We start from the raw sequence: 15,067 nt of genomic DNA on the forward strand, positions 1-15,067 counted from the left end.
TCAGACCTTTTTTGCTGAGACAAACTTATACAAAAAAATGAAGGTTTTATCGGTTTGATAATTTACAAGGCACAGGAAAAAGAGAACAACAGAGAAAATAGTAATTGAATAAAAATTCAATTATAAAGAAAATTGTGTGCATAAAATGGCACATAGAAGAGTTGTAGACAGACTTTGAGCATTGTAAATTTTCGTAGACATTTTGCTTTGAGTTACAGTAGAATATTTTTTTTAGCTACTATCTATATTGGTTTTGGCTTTCCTTAGAGTATATACTTCTTTTTCCTGTGTTTTGTAATTTTTACGTTTTTCGTAGTATTTATGATTGGCATGTTTTTGAATGATATTTTGTACAAATTGCTTCGAGCCGTATATAATACCATAAGTGAGTGGTTGTTGTTTTTTCAGTAAGCCTTTTTCTTCCATCGCTGATTGCATTATTTGGCGGTATTTTTTTTGCCTTTGTTTTGGTGAAGAGCCTAACTGTAAATATTGATCGTGGTAATCTATTTTAAAAATACCTTTTCCGTAAGCATGTTGTCTGTAGCTAGAGTATCGCCAGTTTTTAGGATGTTTAGTTACACCATTGCGCGTCATATTTAGTTCAACGTAAAAAAGACAGTTCATGTAATATTCTTCTGATTCTATAATAGTTGAATGGTATCTTCCTGTCCAAAAGTGCCCTGTTTTTTTATACTTTTTGTTATATGCTTTTGCAAAATGACCTTGGCTGTACTGCATAAAAAGAGACAAGTTTTTATTTTTTGGCGTGCCTAAAATTAAATGGATGTGATTATTTGTCATACAAAATCCATAAATACTTACATCGTACTTATCTCGCGCTTTATTTAGCATTGTTAGATAGAGATCAAAGTCTTCATTGTCATTGAAAAAATACTGGCGATTATTACATCGTGCCACAACATGATACACTCCACCAACATAAATTAATCTCGGAGCACGCATCTCTTCTCCTTTTTTAGTTATCGAAAGTTTTATTTCTTATTGTATCGCCTTGTTCGACAATTTAAGAAATGACACAATTTTGCTCTGACACAATTTTATAAAAGAGTAATTAAAGAAAAAATAAGACTCAGCGAATTTTACTTCGCGAGCCTTTTACTGTTTTCTCAATTTTTTTTGCGTAAGATGAACGTCTTGGATTTGCGCCCAATCTATATGGATTTTATCTGAACTATTTGATGATTTCTTGATTTTTTTGTAGTTTTAGAGGTTATTTGTCTTTATTTTGCTTTTTTTGCAAGCAAGACAAAGACTTCCCAAGAATTTGATATCAAAACTAGTGAACAAAGTTGTAATAGAAACAAGAAGGAAATTACCATTTGACATTCGTGTCAGACCTTTTTTGCTGAGATTTCAATGTACTTTTTTTGCCTTTGCTTCATGGTTTTACCAAGATTCATATAAACTTCATGATAGTCAAGGCATTCGAGTCTGACACTAAAATTCCGGTCGCTGAAGCAGGAGAACGAGCAGAAAAAGGTCGATTGCAAAGGAGAGAAGAACGAAAATATCAACTAGGTTTTGGGCACTATCACCTTTCGTTAAAGGACGCAGAACACGCTCTTTTTTCAGCTCGGAATATTGATAGCATTTTTGGTCCTGGAATAGTTATTGCAACTGCTGGTTATGAAGCATTAAAAGTAGTATCTGAAACGTTAGGTGTTAAATTCTTTCAAGTAGATAAACAAAAAAAGACTTTGCTTGTATCGGAAGAGGAGGTAATGGCCGATCAAACTATATTTTCGAAAACTGATAAAGAAAGAATACTAAACTTATCAGCGATAATAAAAATGGATAGAATTAAAGACTTTAATTCATTTGTAAAAGAGTATAAAAAACATGAAAATATTCCATGTATAGATATACAAACAAGGGAACAACTCACAACTATAATGCTAGCTGATTTGCTCTATCGAGCCAAATCTCAACTCGGAAAAAATGCAAGCACTAAAGAAATTTTGGATCAAGCTTTTGATATTTCTAAAGAAGAAAGAAAATATTTAAGTGTAGAACCTTCTTTAGCGGAATACAGCTCGCTTTACTGGGGACTAGTAGGCAAAACCCTTGATGATCAAGAAGTAAATAAATTTATTTTAGCTGCTGAAAATTCTATTAATGGCAAGTGCTGTCCAGAAAGGAATAAATAATGAAATTTCGACTGTTTTTATTCTTTTTAATCTCGGCGACTCTATTGTCTGTTTTGGCTTGGCATCTTTGGATGGATAACGTAAGTGTTACAAATAAGGTATCTTTGAATTCTGATTTTAAGATGCTGCACCTTGCAATTAAGCATTACTACGCAAATTTTAAAACATTACCTACAAGTATAGATGAGCTATGTAAGAAAAGTACTTTGAAATTAATAAATAATGTTCAAAAGTACAGGGATCCTTGGGGAAAAAAGTACTTTTACAAAATAATTAGTTCATACAAGTGTAAAGTATATTCTCTTGGGATTGATCATAAAGTAGGCGGAAAAGGATTTGCAAAAGATTTTATCTATATTATAAACTTAAAAGACAAATCTTTTTAAATGGAGAACATAAAAACTTTCGGACAATATCGGATCCAGGCTGAGTAAATAAAGAAGTAGACAAAGAAGTAGACATTTGTGTCAGACCTTTTTTGCTGAGAATCTTGAAAAAAAGAACCAACAGTTCATTCTCAAAAAACTAAAAAAACAAGCTCTCTCTTTCGGTTTTTCTCTTGAGGAATTAAAAACTCAGTTACCAAAGCCAGAACAAATTGCAAAATTACTCAAGGGAATAGAAAAAGAAAAGAAAATAACTAATCAAAAATCTCTAGAATATAACAATAGATTATTACTTAAAGTTTGAAAAAAAGTGACAGGATACTTCAAACAACACAACTCTATAACAAATCAAGAATATCAAAAACTAGCCAAAGTCTCAAAACGACAAGCAAGTAAAGAGCTAAAGATATTGGTAGAAGAAGGTATATTATCAAAAGTGGGAAAAAGAGGACCTGGAACTTACTATATTTTAGCAAAAGACTAATTTGTTTTGGCTAAAATTTATGCTAGAGAGCGTACAGTAAAGCTCTAATTATCTAGAAAGTGAAAGTCCTTCCATAGTAAAAATTAGACTGTAGCTACTCCACTTCCACTCTTTTGGATGTTTGGTAACGTTGTTCCTTGTCATGTTAAGTTCAATGTAAAATATGGAATTAAGTAGCTGAGTCTCCGAGTCAATAATTGTTGAATAAAACCTTCCACCCCAAAAATGCCCTGTACGCTTGTGTCTACGGTTATAGTTTTTTGCGTATTCACCATTGATAAACTGCATCAATCTGGATAAATTATCATCTGTAGGTGTCGATATTAGTAGATGGACGTGATTGCTGGTAATACAGTAAACGTGTAGCTTAAAAGAGTATTTTTCGCGCGCTTTTTCTATGACTTTTAAGTATTCTATAAAATCCTCATCTTGTCGAAAATAAAAGTTCTTATTATCACACCTTGTTGTTATATGAAATAAACCGTTGACCATAGATATACGAATCGGACGCATTTGTTCTCCTTTGTAAAATGACTTTTGATCCTATCATTTTACCGATTCTTTTGACAAAACATTTAATCTATGCTATTTATTAGCTTGTAAGGATCTGCTATAAAACAACTTGTGTTATTCTTGCTTGAGTCTGACACTAATTTGAATAGCTGGGGCGACTTATCCAAGAACGTGCGCTCTGCGTACCGTGACAGGGACGTGCCCGGCTTCCGCAGCGGCGACATTGGTTTTCGGTTTTGCCTGAGGTCACAGTAGAGAGCGGAGCTCTGCAAGAGAAATGTATAGGAGACGGTGGAACCGTCGACAAGACATTTCGAAGATGAGTATAAAAGTGTAATTTTGTGAATGAGTTTTGGAGTTTGCGATGAAAAAACGCGTAAAAGGCAAGTCGTTGAAGGAAATACAGCCCAATACGACGTACATAGGTTGTACGTTTTATTTAGATTGTGTCGATGGCGAAGACTTTGTAGGAACAGAGTTTGACAACTGCTCTTTTCGCGGAATTTTTTGCGATTGGGGCCGAGATGAGTATGGCTTGTGGATGGGTTTTACTTATAAAGATGTGTATCAAGTAATGAGGTGGATCAGGCCAGGAACGTTTATGATAGGTTCCCCGGAAACAGAAGAAGGTAGATACGCAACCGAAGTTCAACATCAAGTAACGATTAGCAAAGGGTTTTGGTTGGCAGAAACAGCATGTAGTCAAGCATTGTGGAAAGCAGTGATCGGAGATAACCCAAGTCAATTTAAGGGGAAGAGGTTTCCAGTAGAAATGGTAAGTTGGGATGATTGCAAGGCGTTTACTGAAAAACTAAACGAGCAAATGACAGAATGGCAATGTTGCCTGCCAACGGAAGCGCAGTGGGAATATGCATGTCGTGCAGGAACAACAACAGCGTTTAGTTTTGGTAACAGGATTACTAAAGATCAAGTAAACTATAGTGAGGATGGGGCAGTAGAAATTAAATCGCTACCATGCAACAATTGGGGACTATATGAGATGCATGGCAATGTATTTGAGTGGTGTAGTGATTGGTATCGCGAATATGATATTTCCATAACAGTAGATCCTGTTGGTCGTAATGGTGGTACTGACCGTGTCATACGTGGTGGTTGCTGGGGCGACTCATCCTGGAGCGTACGCTCTGCGTATCGCAACAGGAGCGGGCCCGACTTTCGCATCCAAGACATTGGTTTTCGGTTTTGCCTGAGGTCACAGTAGAGAGTGGAGCTCTGCGAGAGAAATGTATAGGAGACGGTGGAACCGTCGACAAGACATTTCGAAGATGAATATAAAAATGCGATTTTGTGAATGAATTTTGGAGTTTGCGATGAAAAAACGTGTAAAAGGCAAGTCGTTGAAGGAAATAGAGCCCAATACGACGTACATGGGTTGTACGTTTTATTTAGATTGTGTCGATGGCGAAGACTTTGCGGGAACAGAATTCGACAACTGCTCTTTTCGCGGAAGTTTTTGCGATTGGGGCCGAGATGAATGTGGCTTGTGGATGGGTTTTACTTATAAAGATGTGCATCAAGTAATGAGATGGATCAGACCAGGAACGTTTATGATGGGTTCTCCAGAAACGGAAGAAGGTAGATTCGCAAATGAAGTTCAACATCAAGTAACGATTAGCAAAGGGTTTTGGTTGGCAGAAACAGCGTGTACTCAGGAATTGTGGCAAGCAGTGATCGGAGATAACCCAAGTTATTTTAAGGGGAAGAGGTTTCCAGTAGAAATGGTAAGTTGGGATGATTGCAAGGCGTTTACTGAGAAACTAAACGAACAAATGAAAGAATGGCAATGTTGTTTGCCAACGGAAGCGCAGTGGGAATATGCATGTCGTGCAGGAACAACAACAGCGTTTAATTTGGGTGACAGTATTACTAAAAATCAAGTACACTATGATGAAAATAAGACAGTAGAAATAAAATCGCTACCGCGCAACAATTGGGGACTATATGAGATGCATGGCAATGTATATGAGTGGTGTAGTGATTGGTATGGCGAATATGATATTTCCATAACAGTAGATTCTATTGGTCCTAATGATGGCACTTTCCGGGTCATACGCGGTGGTTGCTGGGGCCTCTCGTCTGGGCTCGTGCGCTCTGCGTACCGTAACGAGTACGTGCCCGACAACCGCTACGGCTTCATTGGTTTTCGGTTTTGCCTGAGGTCACAGTAGAGAGCGGAGCTCTGCAAGAGAAATGTATACGCTGTTTCCAAACGTTTGTGTGTGACTTTTAGCTCTATAAAAATTAACGGAAGTCCATTGATAAATCCCACTAAATCAGCACGACACCTATAAATATCCCCAGAGATCCAAAACTGCGATGCAAGAAAAAAATCATTATTGTTTGGTTCATTCCAATCAATTACTTTGATAGAGTGTGTTTCTTGCCCGTCTTTACACTTACTTTTATACCGTTCCTAATAAATCGATATATTTCGCGATTCGTAATTACAGGGTGTAAAGTACTTCGGTCTTTTGCGAGTTCTTCTAGAGCTTGCTCTATTGCTTCACCAATTACTTTTTTGTTTAAGGCTGTTAGTGCTTTTTTTAGTTTGGGAAACAAAACAACATCTTGAAACGTTTGCTGACCAAGAGAAGTGTTGTCTCCTACCTGCCATAAAAGCAATTTTTTGCTTGCCAACCTAACTTTTCAAAGAGTTCAATGACTGGTTTTTCGACCAAAACATCTTCGCTATACTCCTGCATGTTCGAACCCCTTTAGCTTTAAATTTTCAACATTGATTTCTCAAGATATAAGCTTGGGCAGTAATATATCGCGAGTTTTGCGAAGTTTTTCTATAGTGCTCCTTAAAAGAACAATCTTATCAAATATTGGACTGATATTATTTTTGAACAATACAGTGAGACTCTTTGGCGGAAGTATTGATATAAGTTCTTTTACTGAAGATTGTGTGAACAAAGGCTGCGCTGAGCCTCCAGCGTACCGTTTAAGGCTCTTCTCCTGTAATATAAAATATATATATTCAATATTCACGTGGTTTTGGTCTAAAGTTTGAGCCACTGATAGTATTATCAGATGCCCAAAATCCTAACTTGCAATACAACACATTTCCGCAATAAACACCTACACGCTCTATTATAACCCCATCATTGAATCTTGCTTTTTCTGTTTTCCAATAATACCATTTGATCCATATAAAGGCACACTGCCAGTTATACAATTCTTAATTGCTTTGCCATTTTAAAAGAATTAACACCACAGGTTAAACAGGTTAGAATTTTTATCCATAAAGGAGATGATTTCCCATAGAAATACACTTTCTCCTAATAAATAAGAAGCCTTCGTTACTAGGCCAAACTCGCGCCAGACACTCATTACTAACGTTTAATTAGTGGTACACCAAGTCTGGCATAATGTTCCTTGAATCGCGAATGTCTATTGGAATGCTAAGTCTTATTCTAGATGCCCGTCTAGTAATAATCTCTTACAGAAAGCTATAAGAATCTTTGTAATTATATTTCTAATAGGATAGAATAGAATACCAAATTCTTCTATTAGAGGTACAAAATTTGAATAACGATTTTTTGCAAAAACATGCTTCAAATATTGTTGAAAAAATTTTAAACCCGCTATTGATACTTAATACTCAGCTAAAAGTATTATTTGCAAATCAATCCTTTTACAACATTTTCCCCATAACATCAGACCAATTACAAGAAAAGTTTATTTCTGACTTGGGTGATAATCCTGAGCTGTTAGAACTCTTACAAAAAACTATTTTACAAAATAGTTGCGAAAGTTTTGAAGTTGACTGTCAGTTTTTGAAGTCTAGTGAAAAAAAGATGATTATTAGTGTTCAAAAACTTTGCAGCGAAGGTGTAAATAGTAAGCTACTCATCCTTTCTATCGAAGGTATTACTAGGCGAAGAGAGAATACTACTAGAGAAAGTCATGATAAACTGGAATTACAAGTAAAAGAGCATACGAAAGAACTTCGTATTGCTCTTTCTAAAATTAGTACACTAAAGAATCAATTAGAATTAGAACAAGCTTATTTACAAGAGGAAATAAAGTCGCAATATAACTACGAAAACATTATTGGACACAGCGATGAAATCAATTACGTGTTCTATAAGATGGAGCAAATTGCAGGTACTGATAGTAACGTTCTGATTCTCGGTGAAACGGGAACGGGTAAAGAGCTTATTGCCCGAGCAATTCACAATTTGAGTAAGTGTAAAAATAGACCACTGGTAAAGATAAATTGTGCCACATTACCACCAACTCTCATAGAGAGCGAACTATTTGGCCATGAAAAAGGAGCTTTTACCAGTGCAAATAAAAGGCAGCTTGGACGATTTGAGATAGCCAATGGAACTACTCTGTTTTTAGATGAAATTGGAGAATTACCACTTGAGCTACAGTCCAAGTTACTCAGAGTGATTCAAGATGGTGAATTTGAACGTTTAGGAAGTTCTCAGACTATTAAAGTGAATGTAAGGCTTATTGCAGCTACTAATCGTAATTTAAAAAAAGAAATCGCAAGAGGACGTTTTAGAGAAGATCTCTGGTATCGATTGAACGTTTTCCCTATTATACTACCACCTCTAAGAGATAGAAAGGGAGATATCCCCTTACTTGTTTATTTCTACGTACGGAAAATATCGAGAAAACTGGGGAAATCTATTAAGATTATTCCTACTAATGTTATGAATGCATTGCAAAATTATCAATGGTTAGGAAATATTCGCGAATTAGAAAATGTTATTGAAAGGGCGGTACTAAACTCTTTTGGAACAAAGTTGTGCCTGGCAGAAAAACTGGAAAGTTCACAAACTATTTTGGCAGCCCCTAAAACGTTAAAAGATGTTGAACGAGAGCATATTTTATTAGTTTTAGAACAGACAAAATGGAAAGTAAGTGGAAAAGAAGGCGCAGCTGAAATTCTGGGGCTTAATCGTAGCACTTTGCGAGCTAAAATGCGAAAACTCGGCATTGATAGACCATAGCATCGATGTAAAATTCACGTGGTTATATTTGATCATCTCTTCTTGCCTATTATTACTACATTTCTCTCCATTCGTTAACCTAGATTATTTAATAAACCTCTATTCTACCTGTAAAAAAGCAAAGTGCATTGGTGGTTATATTTGACCACTTTGTTCATATTTGACCATTGTTTAGAATGTATATTTTGTCAACATTTTATTGTAGAAGCAATGTTCTTGGTTATTTCCTCATTCTAAATATATGTGGCACGATATTTGATTAGATAGAGATGTAGACTTAAATAAAACCAAATGGTAGGAAGTAACCATGCAAAATGATGGTAGAGAATTTCTTATAGAAAAAATAAATAACTCTGTAGATCAAAAAAACGAAGATGAACATGAAAAAGAGCACCAAAAACAATCAGAAATGTTTGTCGCAAATATTGTTTATACATTTCTGATTATTTTGGGCATCATTTTGATCTTATGTCTAATACCCATTTTAAAAAATTAAATTAAAGGAATAAAAATGAAAGAAAATAAAACAAAAGCCAAACCGAAGCAGAAAAATTTAAAAGAGAAAAGAAAAGATAAAAAAAAGAAAAAAGAAGATAAAAAAATTATTTCCGAGTAATCATAAAGATCAATTACAATGTCTTTGAACAAAATTTTACTAAAACTAACAGCAGAGCGTGATGGTAATATTGGAAGGCCTCATTATTTTGCCATGATTTAGACAAGATTCTTCGCTATTAAAAGAAGAGTTCAGTAATATTGACAGTAAGTGCTAAATGGATTTGCCAAGAATAAAATCATAAAACAAATCCATAAAAAGAAGGAATTAATTGCATGCTCGACTATCAACGTGACCACGGTCTACGGATGATAATCTCTATCGTTAATTCTGTCCGTTAACTGTTGTCATGTAGTAGTTTATATTTTCCGAGTGATCTCTCTTGATCAAGAAATTCTTCCTTCCCATAGTGGAAGGAGCTACTTTTGAATAAGTTTTATGACAATTGCGAAAAATAAAACATTTAGAGTTTTGATTGATCACTTTTCAGGAGCAAGAAATGAGAATTGCGCGAGTATTTTATTTAGTTTTGCTTGTTTTACCTGCTATATTTCCACAAGATTTTTTTTCTATGGAAGAAGCATTATTCAACTATAGAGAAGTGAAAACATTAGATTTAAGTGGTACAGATCTTGGAGAAAATATTAACCAAATTACCAGACTTACCAACTTACGCGTTCTTTATTTAAGAAACTGTAATCTGAAAGAATTACCATCAATTATATTTAAAATTAGGCACTTAAAAGAACTTTATCTCAGTAATAATAGATTGTCTAAAATATCAAATAAAATTAGCCGGTTGATAAAACTCGAAATTTTGGAGTTAAATGAGAACGAACTTATTACAATTCCAGATGAAATAGGAGAATTGATAAACTTAAATGAACTCTATGTTAACGAGAATAAATTAACTCAATTACCTAGAGCTATAAGTTTTTTAACGCAATTGAAAGTTTTAGAATTAAATAGCAATCAACTAGAAAAATTCCCTTGGGAAATAAAATCACTTACGAATTTAGAGATTTTGAAACTAGAAGATAATAAAATTTACGAGATTCCTTCTATTATTGAGAGATTGCAAAAGTTAAAAACATTGATTATTGCTTCTAATAAGTTGTCGCAGTTACCAGTAAAGTTTGCAAAATTGAAAAACTTATTGCTTTTAGATCTTAGCCATAATGAATTTCAAGATTTTCCAAAAATTATAACAGACCTTTCTAAATTACAAGTTTTGGTTTTTAACAACAATCAATTATTTATACTACCTAAAGAAATAGAAAATTTCAAACAACTACACTCCTTAGAGATAGGAATGAATCAATTGAGTATCCTTCCTTTTGAAATTGGCAAACTTACTCGATTGAAGATACTCGAAGTTCATAGTAATCATCTTAAGGAACTCCCCATAGAAATAGGGTATCTTGTTGAATTAGAAGTACTGCACCTTCGCCATAATTTATTAGAAAAGATACCAAAAGAGATTAGCAATCTTCAAAAATTAAAGAATATAAATCTTAAAAACAATAATATCTCAAATGAGGAAAAAGAAAAAATTCGATTGTTATTTCCCAAAGTGATTATATCTTTATAATGCTGCAACAATTTCGTACTGAGAAATCGCATATCTATAAGTTTCAACATGCGATTCTTTACAAGTTTCAAAGAAAAAAATTATTCTTGATTATTTGGAGGAGAAATTATTTCGGTGTTTTGCTGCCTAGGAGTTGTTTTTTCAGAGGAATATTGTTCTTGAGTTCCTAATGAATGAGTTAGTGTACTGGGTTTATACAAACTCATTATTTTAACAAGTATACTTGTATAGCCTTTGATGATTTCTTCTGGAGATTTTTTGGCTTCAATTGGTATATTCCATATTTGATTCTCGATTATTGCTCCTTTAAACTTTTGCAAATTTAGCCCATTTGGATTGTGAGGCTGAAATTTTATCCAGTATGGAGTTGAATGTTCTTCCCAATTTTGAAAATCAATAAAAAATAGTATCGGAGATTGATCAACCTCTAGACAGTAAGTGGTCATATGTCCAGAATTACTCCAATTACCTTTCTTGAGTAACTTGCTTCCTGGAATTTGTATACATTTTAAACCATCAACAACATGTGGCATAACTTGCATGGCATTGGCGAGAGGAGTTAATTTGGAAACATGAGAAGGTAATAAACTATCAAGTTTCTCCTCAAAAGCTTCCCATACTTGTTCATTGCGAATTATTTCTATAGATTTAGAAAGTTTTATTTCATGATTCTCTAAGTTTCCAATTTGTTTTTTATTTTCGTTAAGAAATCTGACTTTGATGCGAAATGGACTTTCTCTTCTATCCCATTCAGAAAAATAAACTCCGCAATAAACCTCAATAAAAAAAGCTGTTTGATCAACAGATGGAGGCAATTCACTTGATATCGAAAAAGAATAACTATTTGGTGAAAATCTTGCGCTTCCCACTGACCAGCTTCCCATTTCATATGTTTCTTTTGCTTTAGATCGCAGTTCTTGAACGATAGAAATCAACCAGTTTAATTTTTCTCCTTGAGTATTCCTGCGCAATTCTGCTCTTTGGGTATCTATCTCATGTTCCAGCATTATTTTTTCGAAAAATTTTTCAAACCAATCATCTAAATTAGGGTCTTTAGGATTATAGTCTGCTATTTTTACTTGTGACCAATCAGATGGAGGACTTATAGGTTTTCTTGAAATGATGTAAGGATTATTACCTTTTCCTAGTGCAAATCCTGCTTCTGTCATAACATTAGGGTTTGGACAATTTCTATAACGAGGATCTAAACTAAAATCAGCAATTACAAAAGAAGCTGTTGCTATTTTTTCTTTTATTTCTTGGAATAATTGCCCTTTGCTAGGTATTGAAGTATCACTATGATCGATTGTCAAATATTTAAATCTTTTTCCTGCTTTTTTAATCGCATCCCACACAACCTGAAAATCTTTATGAAACGGCATGATGATAAAACAACGATCTTTCCTCGCCATTTATACTCTCCTATAAGGAATACTGCACCTATTATAATCTTTAGCTATTATAAATAGCTTGAAATTTTAAAATAACAATTGTATATAAAAAAAATACCTTCTGCAAGTCTATATTTTTAGCGTATTAAAGTAGGTTTTTCTGTATGCGCAAAAGAATCGGAGCCAAGAAGCAACTTAGTGCATTATCTTAATTCTGAAGAATTGGTACTAGCTAGAATACGATTCAGGGATCATTTAAATCGGTGCTAGACTGAAGTTTTTAAGAACGTATCGTTCATATCTATAATTTGCTTGGCGACATCCAAATAAATTGCTGTCCATAAAAACAAATACAATTTTACTTGTGCTCAGTAAATTATAGTTTGCGAACTCAATTATAAACTAGACTCCAAATAATTTTTTACAAAGTACCTGATAGCTTCATCGCTATTTGGGAATATTGAAAAAATAGTAGTCATACCAAGCATTTCTAATATTGGCATCAGGTAGTTTGAAACATTACATAATACTAGATTACCACCTTTACTTGTGCACTTCTCGTAAATCTCGACCATTAATCCCAAAAATTTACTGTTAACATGCCCAAGTTGAATATCGAAAACGATAAAATAGTTTTTGTTTTTTAACAACTCATTAGAATATTGTTGAAATGCTTGATACTCGTGGTCTCGATCATTTCCGATAAATCCAGTTATTTTCACAATTGTAATATTTAGTTCATTAATTACGATACATTTGTCTACATAGTTCATTACTTTTCTCTTTAGTTGATTAGTTTACATTAGTGCCTTACATAGTGTCAGACTGCGATGAACCGGCCCACTACATTGACGAGTCTGGCTAGAATACCATACTAAAATTCCAACTGAAAACGGTTGTAAAATTTACTCTGTTGGTTTGTATTTTTCATTTGTAAAAAATGATGCTGAGCTTTGGTTGTGTTTTGGAGATTTTTGTACGATAGATATAAACCTCGGTGCGCTTCATAGGGATGAACTGTAAGTACTCTCTCAAAATCTTTAATTGTGTTGGCATTGCTTCATATTGAAATATGCAGCACCACGTCTTAAATATATGGCATTCGTGTTAGATTTAAGCGCAAATAACGTAAAGTACTCCATGGTAACATCTTATAGGCTAACCGACAACATGGTTAGACAAATACTTTTTTATCACAATTCCAAAATTTCACGCATATCGAAATATCATTGCTTTTTAGACAGTAATGAATCTGTCACTGAATACTCCTGTACTCCTGAGCTATAAAATTGTTAGTGACTCAATCCCGCACTTGTTTACTTTATTTTTTTTATGGTATTATATGGTAAAAAAAAATACCATAATTTAAGAAGACGAGAAAAGTTATGTTTTATAACATTTGGGAAGAATATGGTTTTAAGGGAAATCCATATAGTACAAAAACTCTATCTTTGCATAAAGATTCTGATTGACATGTTGAAAAGGCATTTATTGAAAGACAAAATTCACAAGAATTGACAAATTGAGTCTGGCTTTTCAAATAAACCGAACTTATTCGTTTTGTTGTTCGAACCACTTTCCATATTTTTCTTTGGTTATCGATTCGTGTTTATCGATTCCAGCGATTACTTTTTGTGTAAATTGAGCTCGGTCTTCTTTCTTTTCCCAATCAACTACTTTTTTTAAGTGTTGTTCCACTTCATCTCGACTAAAAAATTGCATGTTGTATAAATGCATTCCTAAAGAGTAATTATTTATTTCTTTGTCAATTTCAACTAACATACCTATAAAACCTAATCCTCTAGGAGGAAATAGATACATTCCTTCAAGTGATGGTTTTTGTTGGCTATACTTGCTTTTTATACAGCATATTGGAAAATCATTTTTTATGCGAAATGAACTACGTGGAATACCTAAAAAATCTATCATTGTTTCTTTCGTTTCGCTTATTACGGAATGTACAACTGCTTGTTTTGGAAAACGAAAAATTGAATTTTCGGCATCAGCGTTTTGCTGCTTTCTTTTTCGTAAATCGCTAGTTTGTTGTACCATTAGGTATTGCAAATCACCATTCTCATTTACTTTAAAGGGGATTGTTAAGACTGTTGGACGAAAGCCCATCCAATGATAAAAAGCCACTTTATTACGCCCAAAAGCGTGTATGCCACAAAAATCTTTACCAATTTCCCAAAATACATATACGACAGCAACAGGCGAAGCCACAAGCCACAATACACTTAACAAATACTCCGTATCATACATTGCCGAAATAACTATGCCTATAGCAACAAACAACAAAATGACTATTCTCATTTGAATTTTGCCTTTCAATCAATAAAAGAAGAAAATTAGGAAAATTTTACCGTGACGCAATTTTGGTTTGCTCACAATAAAGTAAAAGAACATTTTATTTGCGATTAACTAAACAGCGTGTTCTTATATGAAAAGAACTACTAAGCCTTGTATTTTTTATTATTGGTGCTATTCTCTCATTCTTGTCGGGCCTTCACTTGAATTTTTCCTTTTACATCGCGACGGGTTTTCAAGTTCCGTATAAAAACCTAAATCAAGTTCATGTGACCTATATGCCGGATGCCATCAATATAGTAAACAGGTTTCTTATTGATTTTTCCTGGCTTGGACTCACACACTTTCGACATGTCTTCAGTCGCTTTTGCTCATCTCCTTGATTCTTGTCTGACATATTCTTTATGCCTTTTCCTTACGCTCACTACCATAACTCTTTATCACAGCAGTTTAAGGTGATTTGGAACTTTCTCCTGTAAGTTGGTTCCGAGAGCCTCATCTTTTATCAGCATCTTTATCATACCAAAAAAGCATCATAAAGTTCATGGTACTCTTCACCCAATTCAATGTCTATCCCTACGCATTAGAATATAATAATATCAAATGTCTCTATGCTTTTAGCTACTTTTTTTTGTAGGATTATAGTTGCGCTTTGCATATATTTTATGGGTTAAAATTTA

The 15,067-nt window shown here is 34.0% G+C and carries 16 protein-coding genes; 9 read left to right on the forward strand and 7 right to left on the reverse strand.

The window, feature by feature from the left end; translation table 11 throughout:
* Window positions 1-231: 231 nt before the first annotated feature.
* The gene (locus tag UABHE_RS16090; RefSeq protein WP_372371347.1) at window positions 232-966 is read right to left on the reverse strand and encodes a transposase; all 735 of its coding nucleotides are present in this window, start codon (window positions 964-966) and stop codon (window positions 232-234) included.
* A 467-nt stretch (window positions 967-1,433) separates the two neighbouring features.
* Here UABHE_RS16090 and UABHE_RS16095 point away from each other — a divergent pair, with 467 nt between their 5' ends.
* The 4 genes from UABHE_RS16095 (at window position 1,434) to UABHE_RS16110 (ending at window position 3,041) form a co-directional block, all read left to right on the forward strand.
* Window positions 1,434-2,171, forward strand: coding sequence for a hypothetical protein (locus tag UABHE_RS16095; RefSeq protein ID WP_372371355.1), 738 nt, complete (start codon window positions 1,434-1,436; stop codon window positions 2,169-2,171).
* Window positions 2,171-2,557, forward strand: coding sequence for a type II secretion system protein GspG (locus tag UABHE_RS16100; RefSeq protein WP_372371356.1), 387 nt, complete (start codon window positions 2,171-2,173; stop codon window positions 2,555-2,557). Before UABHE_RS16095 ends, UABHE_RS16100 begins: the two co-directional genes overlap by 1 nt.
* A 76-nt stretch (window positions 2,558-2,633) precedes the next feature.
* Entirely contained in the window at window positions 2,634-2,861 is a 228-nt protein-coding gene (locus UABHE_RS16105) for a hypothetical protein (RefSeq protein WP_372371357.1), read from the forward strand.
* 6 nt (window positions 2,862-2,867) lie between these two features.
* Window positions 2,868-3,041: a hypothetical protein gene (locus UABHE_RS16110; protein ID WP_372371358.1), complete on the forward strand. Its 174-nt coding sequence runs from the start codon at window positions 2,868-2,870 to the stop codon at window positions 3,039-3,041.
* A gap of 48 nt (window positions 3,042-3,089) precedes the next feature.
* Here the strand turns inward: UABHE_RS16110 and UABHE_RS16115 are convergent, their stop codons facing one another.
* Window positions 3,090-3,554, reverse strand: a complete 465-nt coding sequence (locus UABHE_RS16115; protein WP_372371359.1) for a transposase — start codon at window positions 3,552-3,554, stop codon at window positions 3,090-3,092.
* A 364-nt stretch (window positions 3,555-3,918) separates the two neighbouring features.
* Here UABHE_RS16115 and UABHE_RS16120 point away from each other — a divergent pair, with 364 nt between their 5' ends.
* Window positions 3,919-4,776, forward strand: a complete 858-nt coding sequence (locus UABHE_RS16120) for a formylglycine-generating enzyme family protein (protein WP_372371360.1) — start codon at window positions 3,919-3,921, stop codon at window positions 4,774-4,776.
* Window positions 4,777-4,885: 109 nt separating this feature from the next.
* Entirely contained in the window at window positions 4,886-5,743 is an 858-nt protein-coding gene (locus tag UABHE_RS16125; protein ID WP_372371361.1) for a formylglycine-generating enzyme family protein, read from the forward strand.
* Here UABHE_RS16125 and UABHE_RS16130 read toward each other — a convergent pair.
* A complete protein-coding gene (locus UABHE_RS16130; RefSeq protein WP_372371622.1) occupies window positions 5,701-5,943 on the reverse strand; it encodes a type I restriction endonuclease in 243 nt (80 codons plus the stop codon). The genes UABHE_RS16125 and UABHE_RS16130 overlap by 43 nt on opposite strands.
* Entirely contained in the window at window positions 5,934-6,212 is a 279-nt protein-coding gene (locus UABHE_RS16135) for a hypothetical protein (protein ID WP_372371362.1), read from the reverse strand. The genes UABHE_RS16130 and UABHE_RS16135 overlap by 10 nt, the downstream gene beginning before the upstream one ends.
* Window positions 6,213-7,102: 890 nt before the next feature.
* On the opposite strand from UABHE_RS16135, the gene UABHE_RS16140 reads away from it, so the two are divergent.
* From UABHE_RS16140 to UABHE_RS16150, 3 genes are all read left to right on the forward strand, one after another.
* Window positions 7,103-8,542: a sigma-54 interaction domain-containing protein gene (locus tag UABHE_RS16140; protein WP_372371363.1), complete on the forward strand. Its 1,440-nt coding sequence runs from the start codon at window positions 7,103-7,105 to the stop codon at window positions 8,540-8,542.
* Between the two features lie 307 nt (window positions 8,543-8,849).
* Window positions 8,850-9,038 carry a hypothetical protein gene (locus tag UABHE_RS16145; protein ID WP_372371364.1) on the forward strand — a complete coding sequence of 63 codons (189 nt, stop codon included), beginning with the start codon at window positions 8,850-8,852 and terminating at the stop codon, window positions 9,036-9,038.
* Window positions 9,039-9,597: 559 nt separating this feature from the next.
* Window positions 9,598-10,689 carry a leucine-rich repeat domain-containing protein gene (locus UABHE_RS16150; protein WP_372371365.1) on the forward strand — a complete coding sequence of 364 codons (1,092 nt, stop codon included), beginning with the start codon at window positions 9,598-9,600 and terminating at the stop codon, window positions 10,687-10,689.
* Window positions 10,690-10,769: 80 nt separating this feature from the next.
* Here UABHE_RS16150 and UABHE_RS16155 read toward each other — a convergent pair whose 3' ends face one another.
* The 3 genes from UABHE_RS16155 to UABHE_RS16165 all read right to left on the reverse strand — a co-directional run bounded on the left by UABHE_RS16155 (window position 10,770) and on the right by UABHE_RS16165 (window position 14,393).
* Window positions 10,770-12,101: a hypothetical protein gene (locus tag UABHE_RS16155; protein ID WP_372371366.1), complete on the reverse strand. Its 1,332-nt coding sequence runs from the start codon at window positions 12,099-12,101 to the stop codon at window positions 10,770-10,772.
* A gap of 374 nt (window positions 12,102-12,475) precedes the next feature.
* Entirely contained in the window at window positions 12,476-12,853 is a 378-nt protein-coding gene (locus UABHE_RS16160; RefSeq protein ID WP_372371367.1) for an STAS domain-containing protein, read from the reverse strand.
* Between the two features lie 778 nt (window positions 12,854-13,631).
* Window positions 13,632-14,393, reverse strand: a complete 762-nt coding sequence (locus tag UABHE_RS16165; protein WP_372371368.1) for a hypothetical protein — start codon at window positions 14,391-14,393, stop codon at window positions 13,632-13,634.
* Window positions 14,394-15,067 lie beyond the last annotated feature (674 nt).

Source organism: Candidatus Uabimicrobium helgolandensis, from assembly GCF_041508025.1.
Taxonomy (GTDB): Bacteria; Planctomycetota; Uabimicrobiia; order Uabimicrobiales; family Uabimicrobiaceae; genus Uabimicrobium; species Uabimicrobium helgolandensis.

What these genes read in the sequence shown, in the direction of transcription:
- UABHE_RS16165 (WP_372371368.1), bottom strand. Translation starts at nt 14,393, where the DNA reads ATGAGAATAGTCATTTTGTTGTTTGTTGCTATAGGCATAGTTATTTCG.
- UABHE_RS16115 (WP_372371359.1), bottom strand. Translation starts at nt 3,554, where the DNA reads ATGCGTCCGATTCGTATATCTATGGTCAACGGTTTATTTCATATAACA.
- UABHE_RS16160 (WP_372371367.1), bottom strand. Translation starts at nt 12,853, where the DNA reads ATGAACTATGTAGACAAATGTATCGTAATTAATGAACTAAATATTACA.
- UABHE_RS16120 (WP_372371360.1), top strand. Translation starts at nt 3,919, where the DNA reads ATGAAAAAACGCGTAAAAGGCAAGTCGTTGAAGGAAATACAGCCCAAT.
- UABHE_RS16095 (WP_372371355.1), top strand. Translation starts at nt 1,434, where the DNA reads ATGATAGTCAAGGCATTCGAGTCTGACACTAAAATTCCGGTCGCTGAA.
- UABHE_RS16125 (WP_372371361.1), top strand. Translation starts at nt 4,886, where the DNA reads ATGAAAAAACGTGTAAAAGGCAAGTCGTTGAAGGAAATAGAGCCCAAT.
- UABHE_RS16100 (WP_372371356.1), top strand. Translation starts at nt 2,171, where the DNA reads ATGAAATTTCGACTGTTTTTATTCTTTTTAATCTCGGCGACTCTATTG.
- UABHE_RS16090 (WP_372371347.1), bottom strand. Translation starts at nt 966, where the DNA reads ATGCGTGCTCCGAGATTAATTTATGTTGGTGGAGTGTATCATGTTGTG.
- UABHE_RS16155 (WP_372371366.1), bottom strand. Translation starts at nt 12,101, where the DNA reads ATGGCGAGGAAAGATCGTTGTTTTATCATCATGCCGTTTCATAAAGAT.
- UABHE_RS16150 (WP_372371365.1), top strand. Translation starts at nt 9,598, where the DNA reads ATGAGAATTGCGCGAGTATTTTATTTAGTTTTGCTTGTTTTACCTGCT.
- UABHE_RS16145 (WP_372371364.1), top strand. Translation starts at nt 8,850, where the DNA reads ATGCAAAATGATGGTAGAGAATTTCTTATAGAAAAAATAAATAACTCT.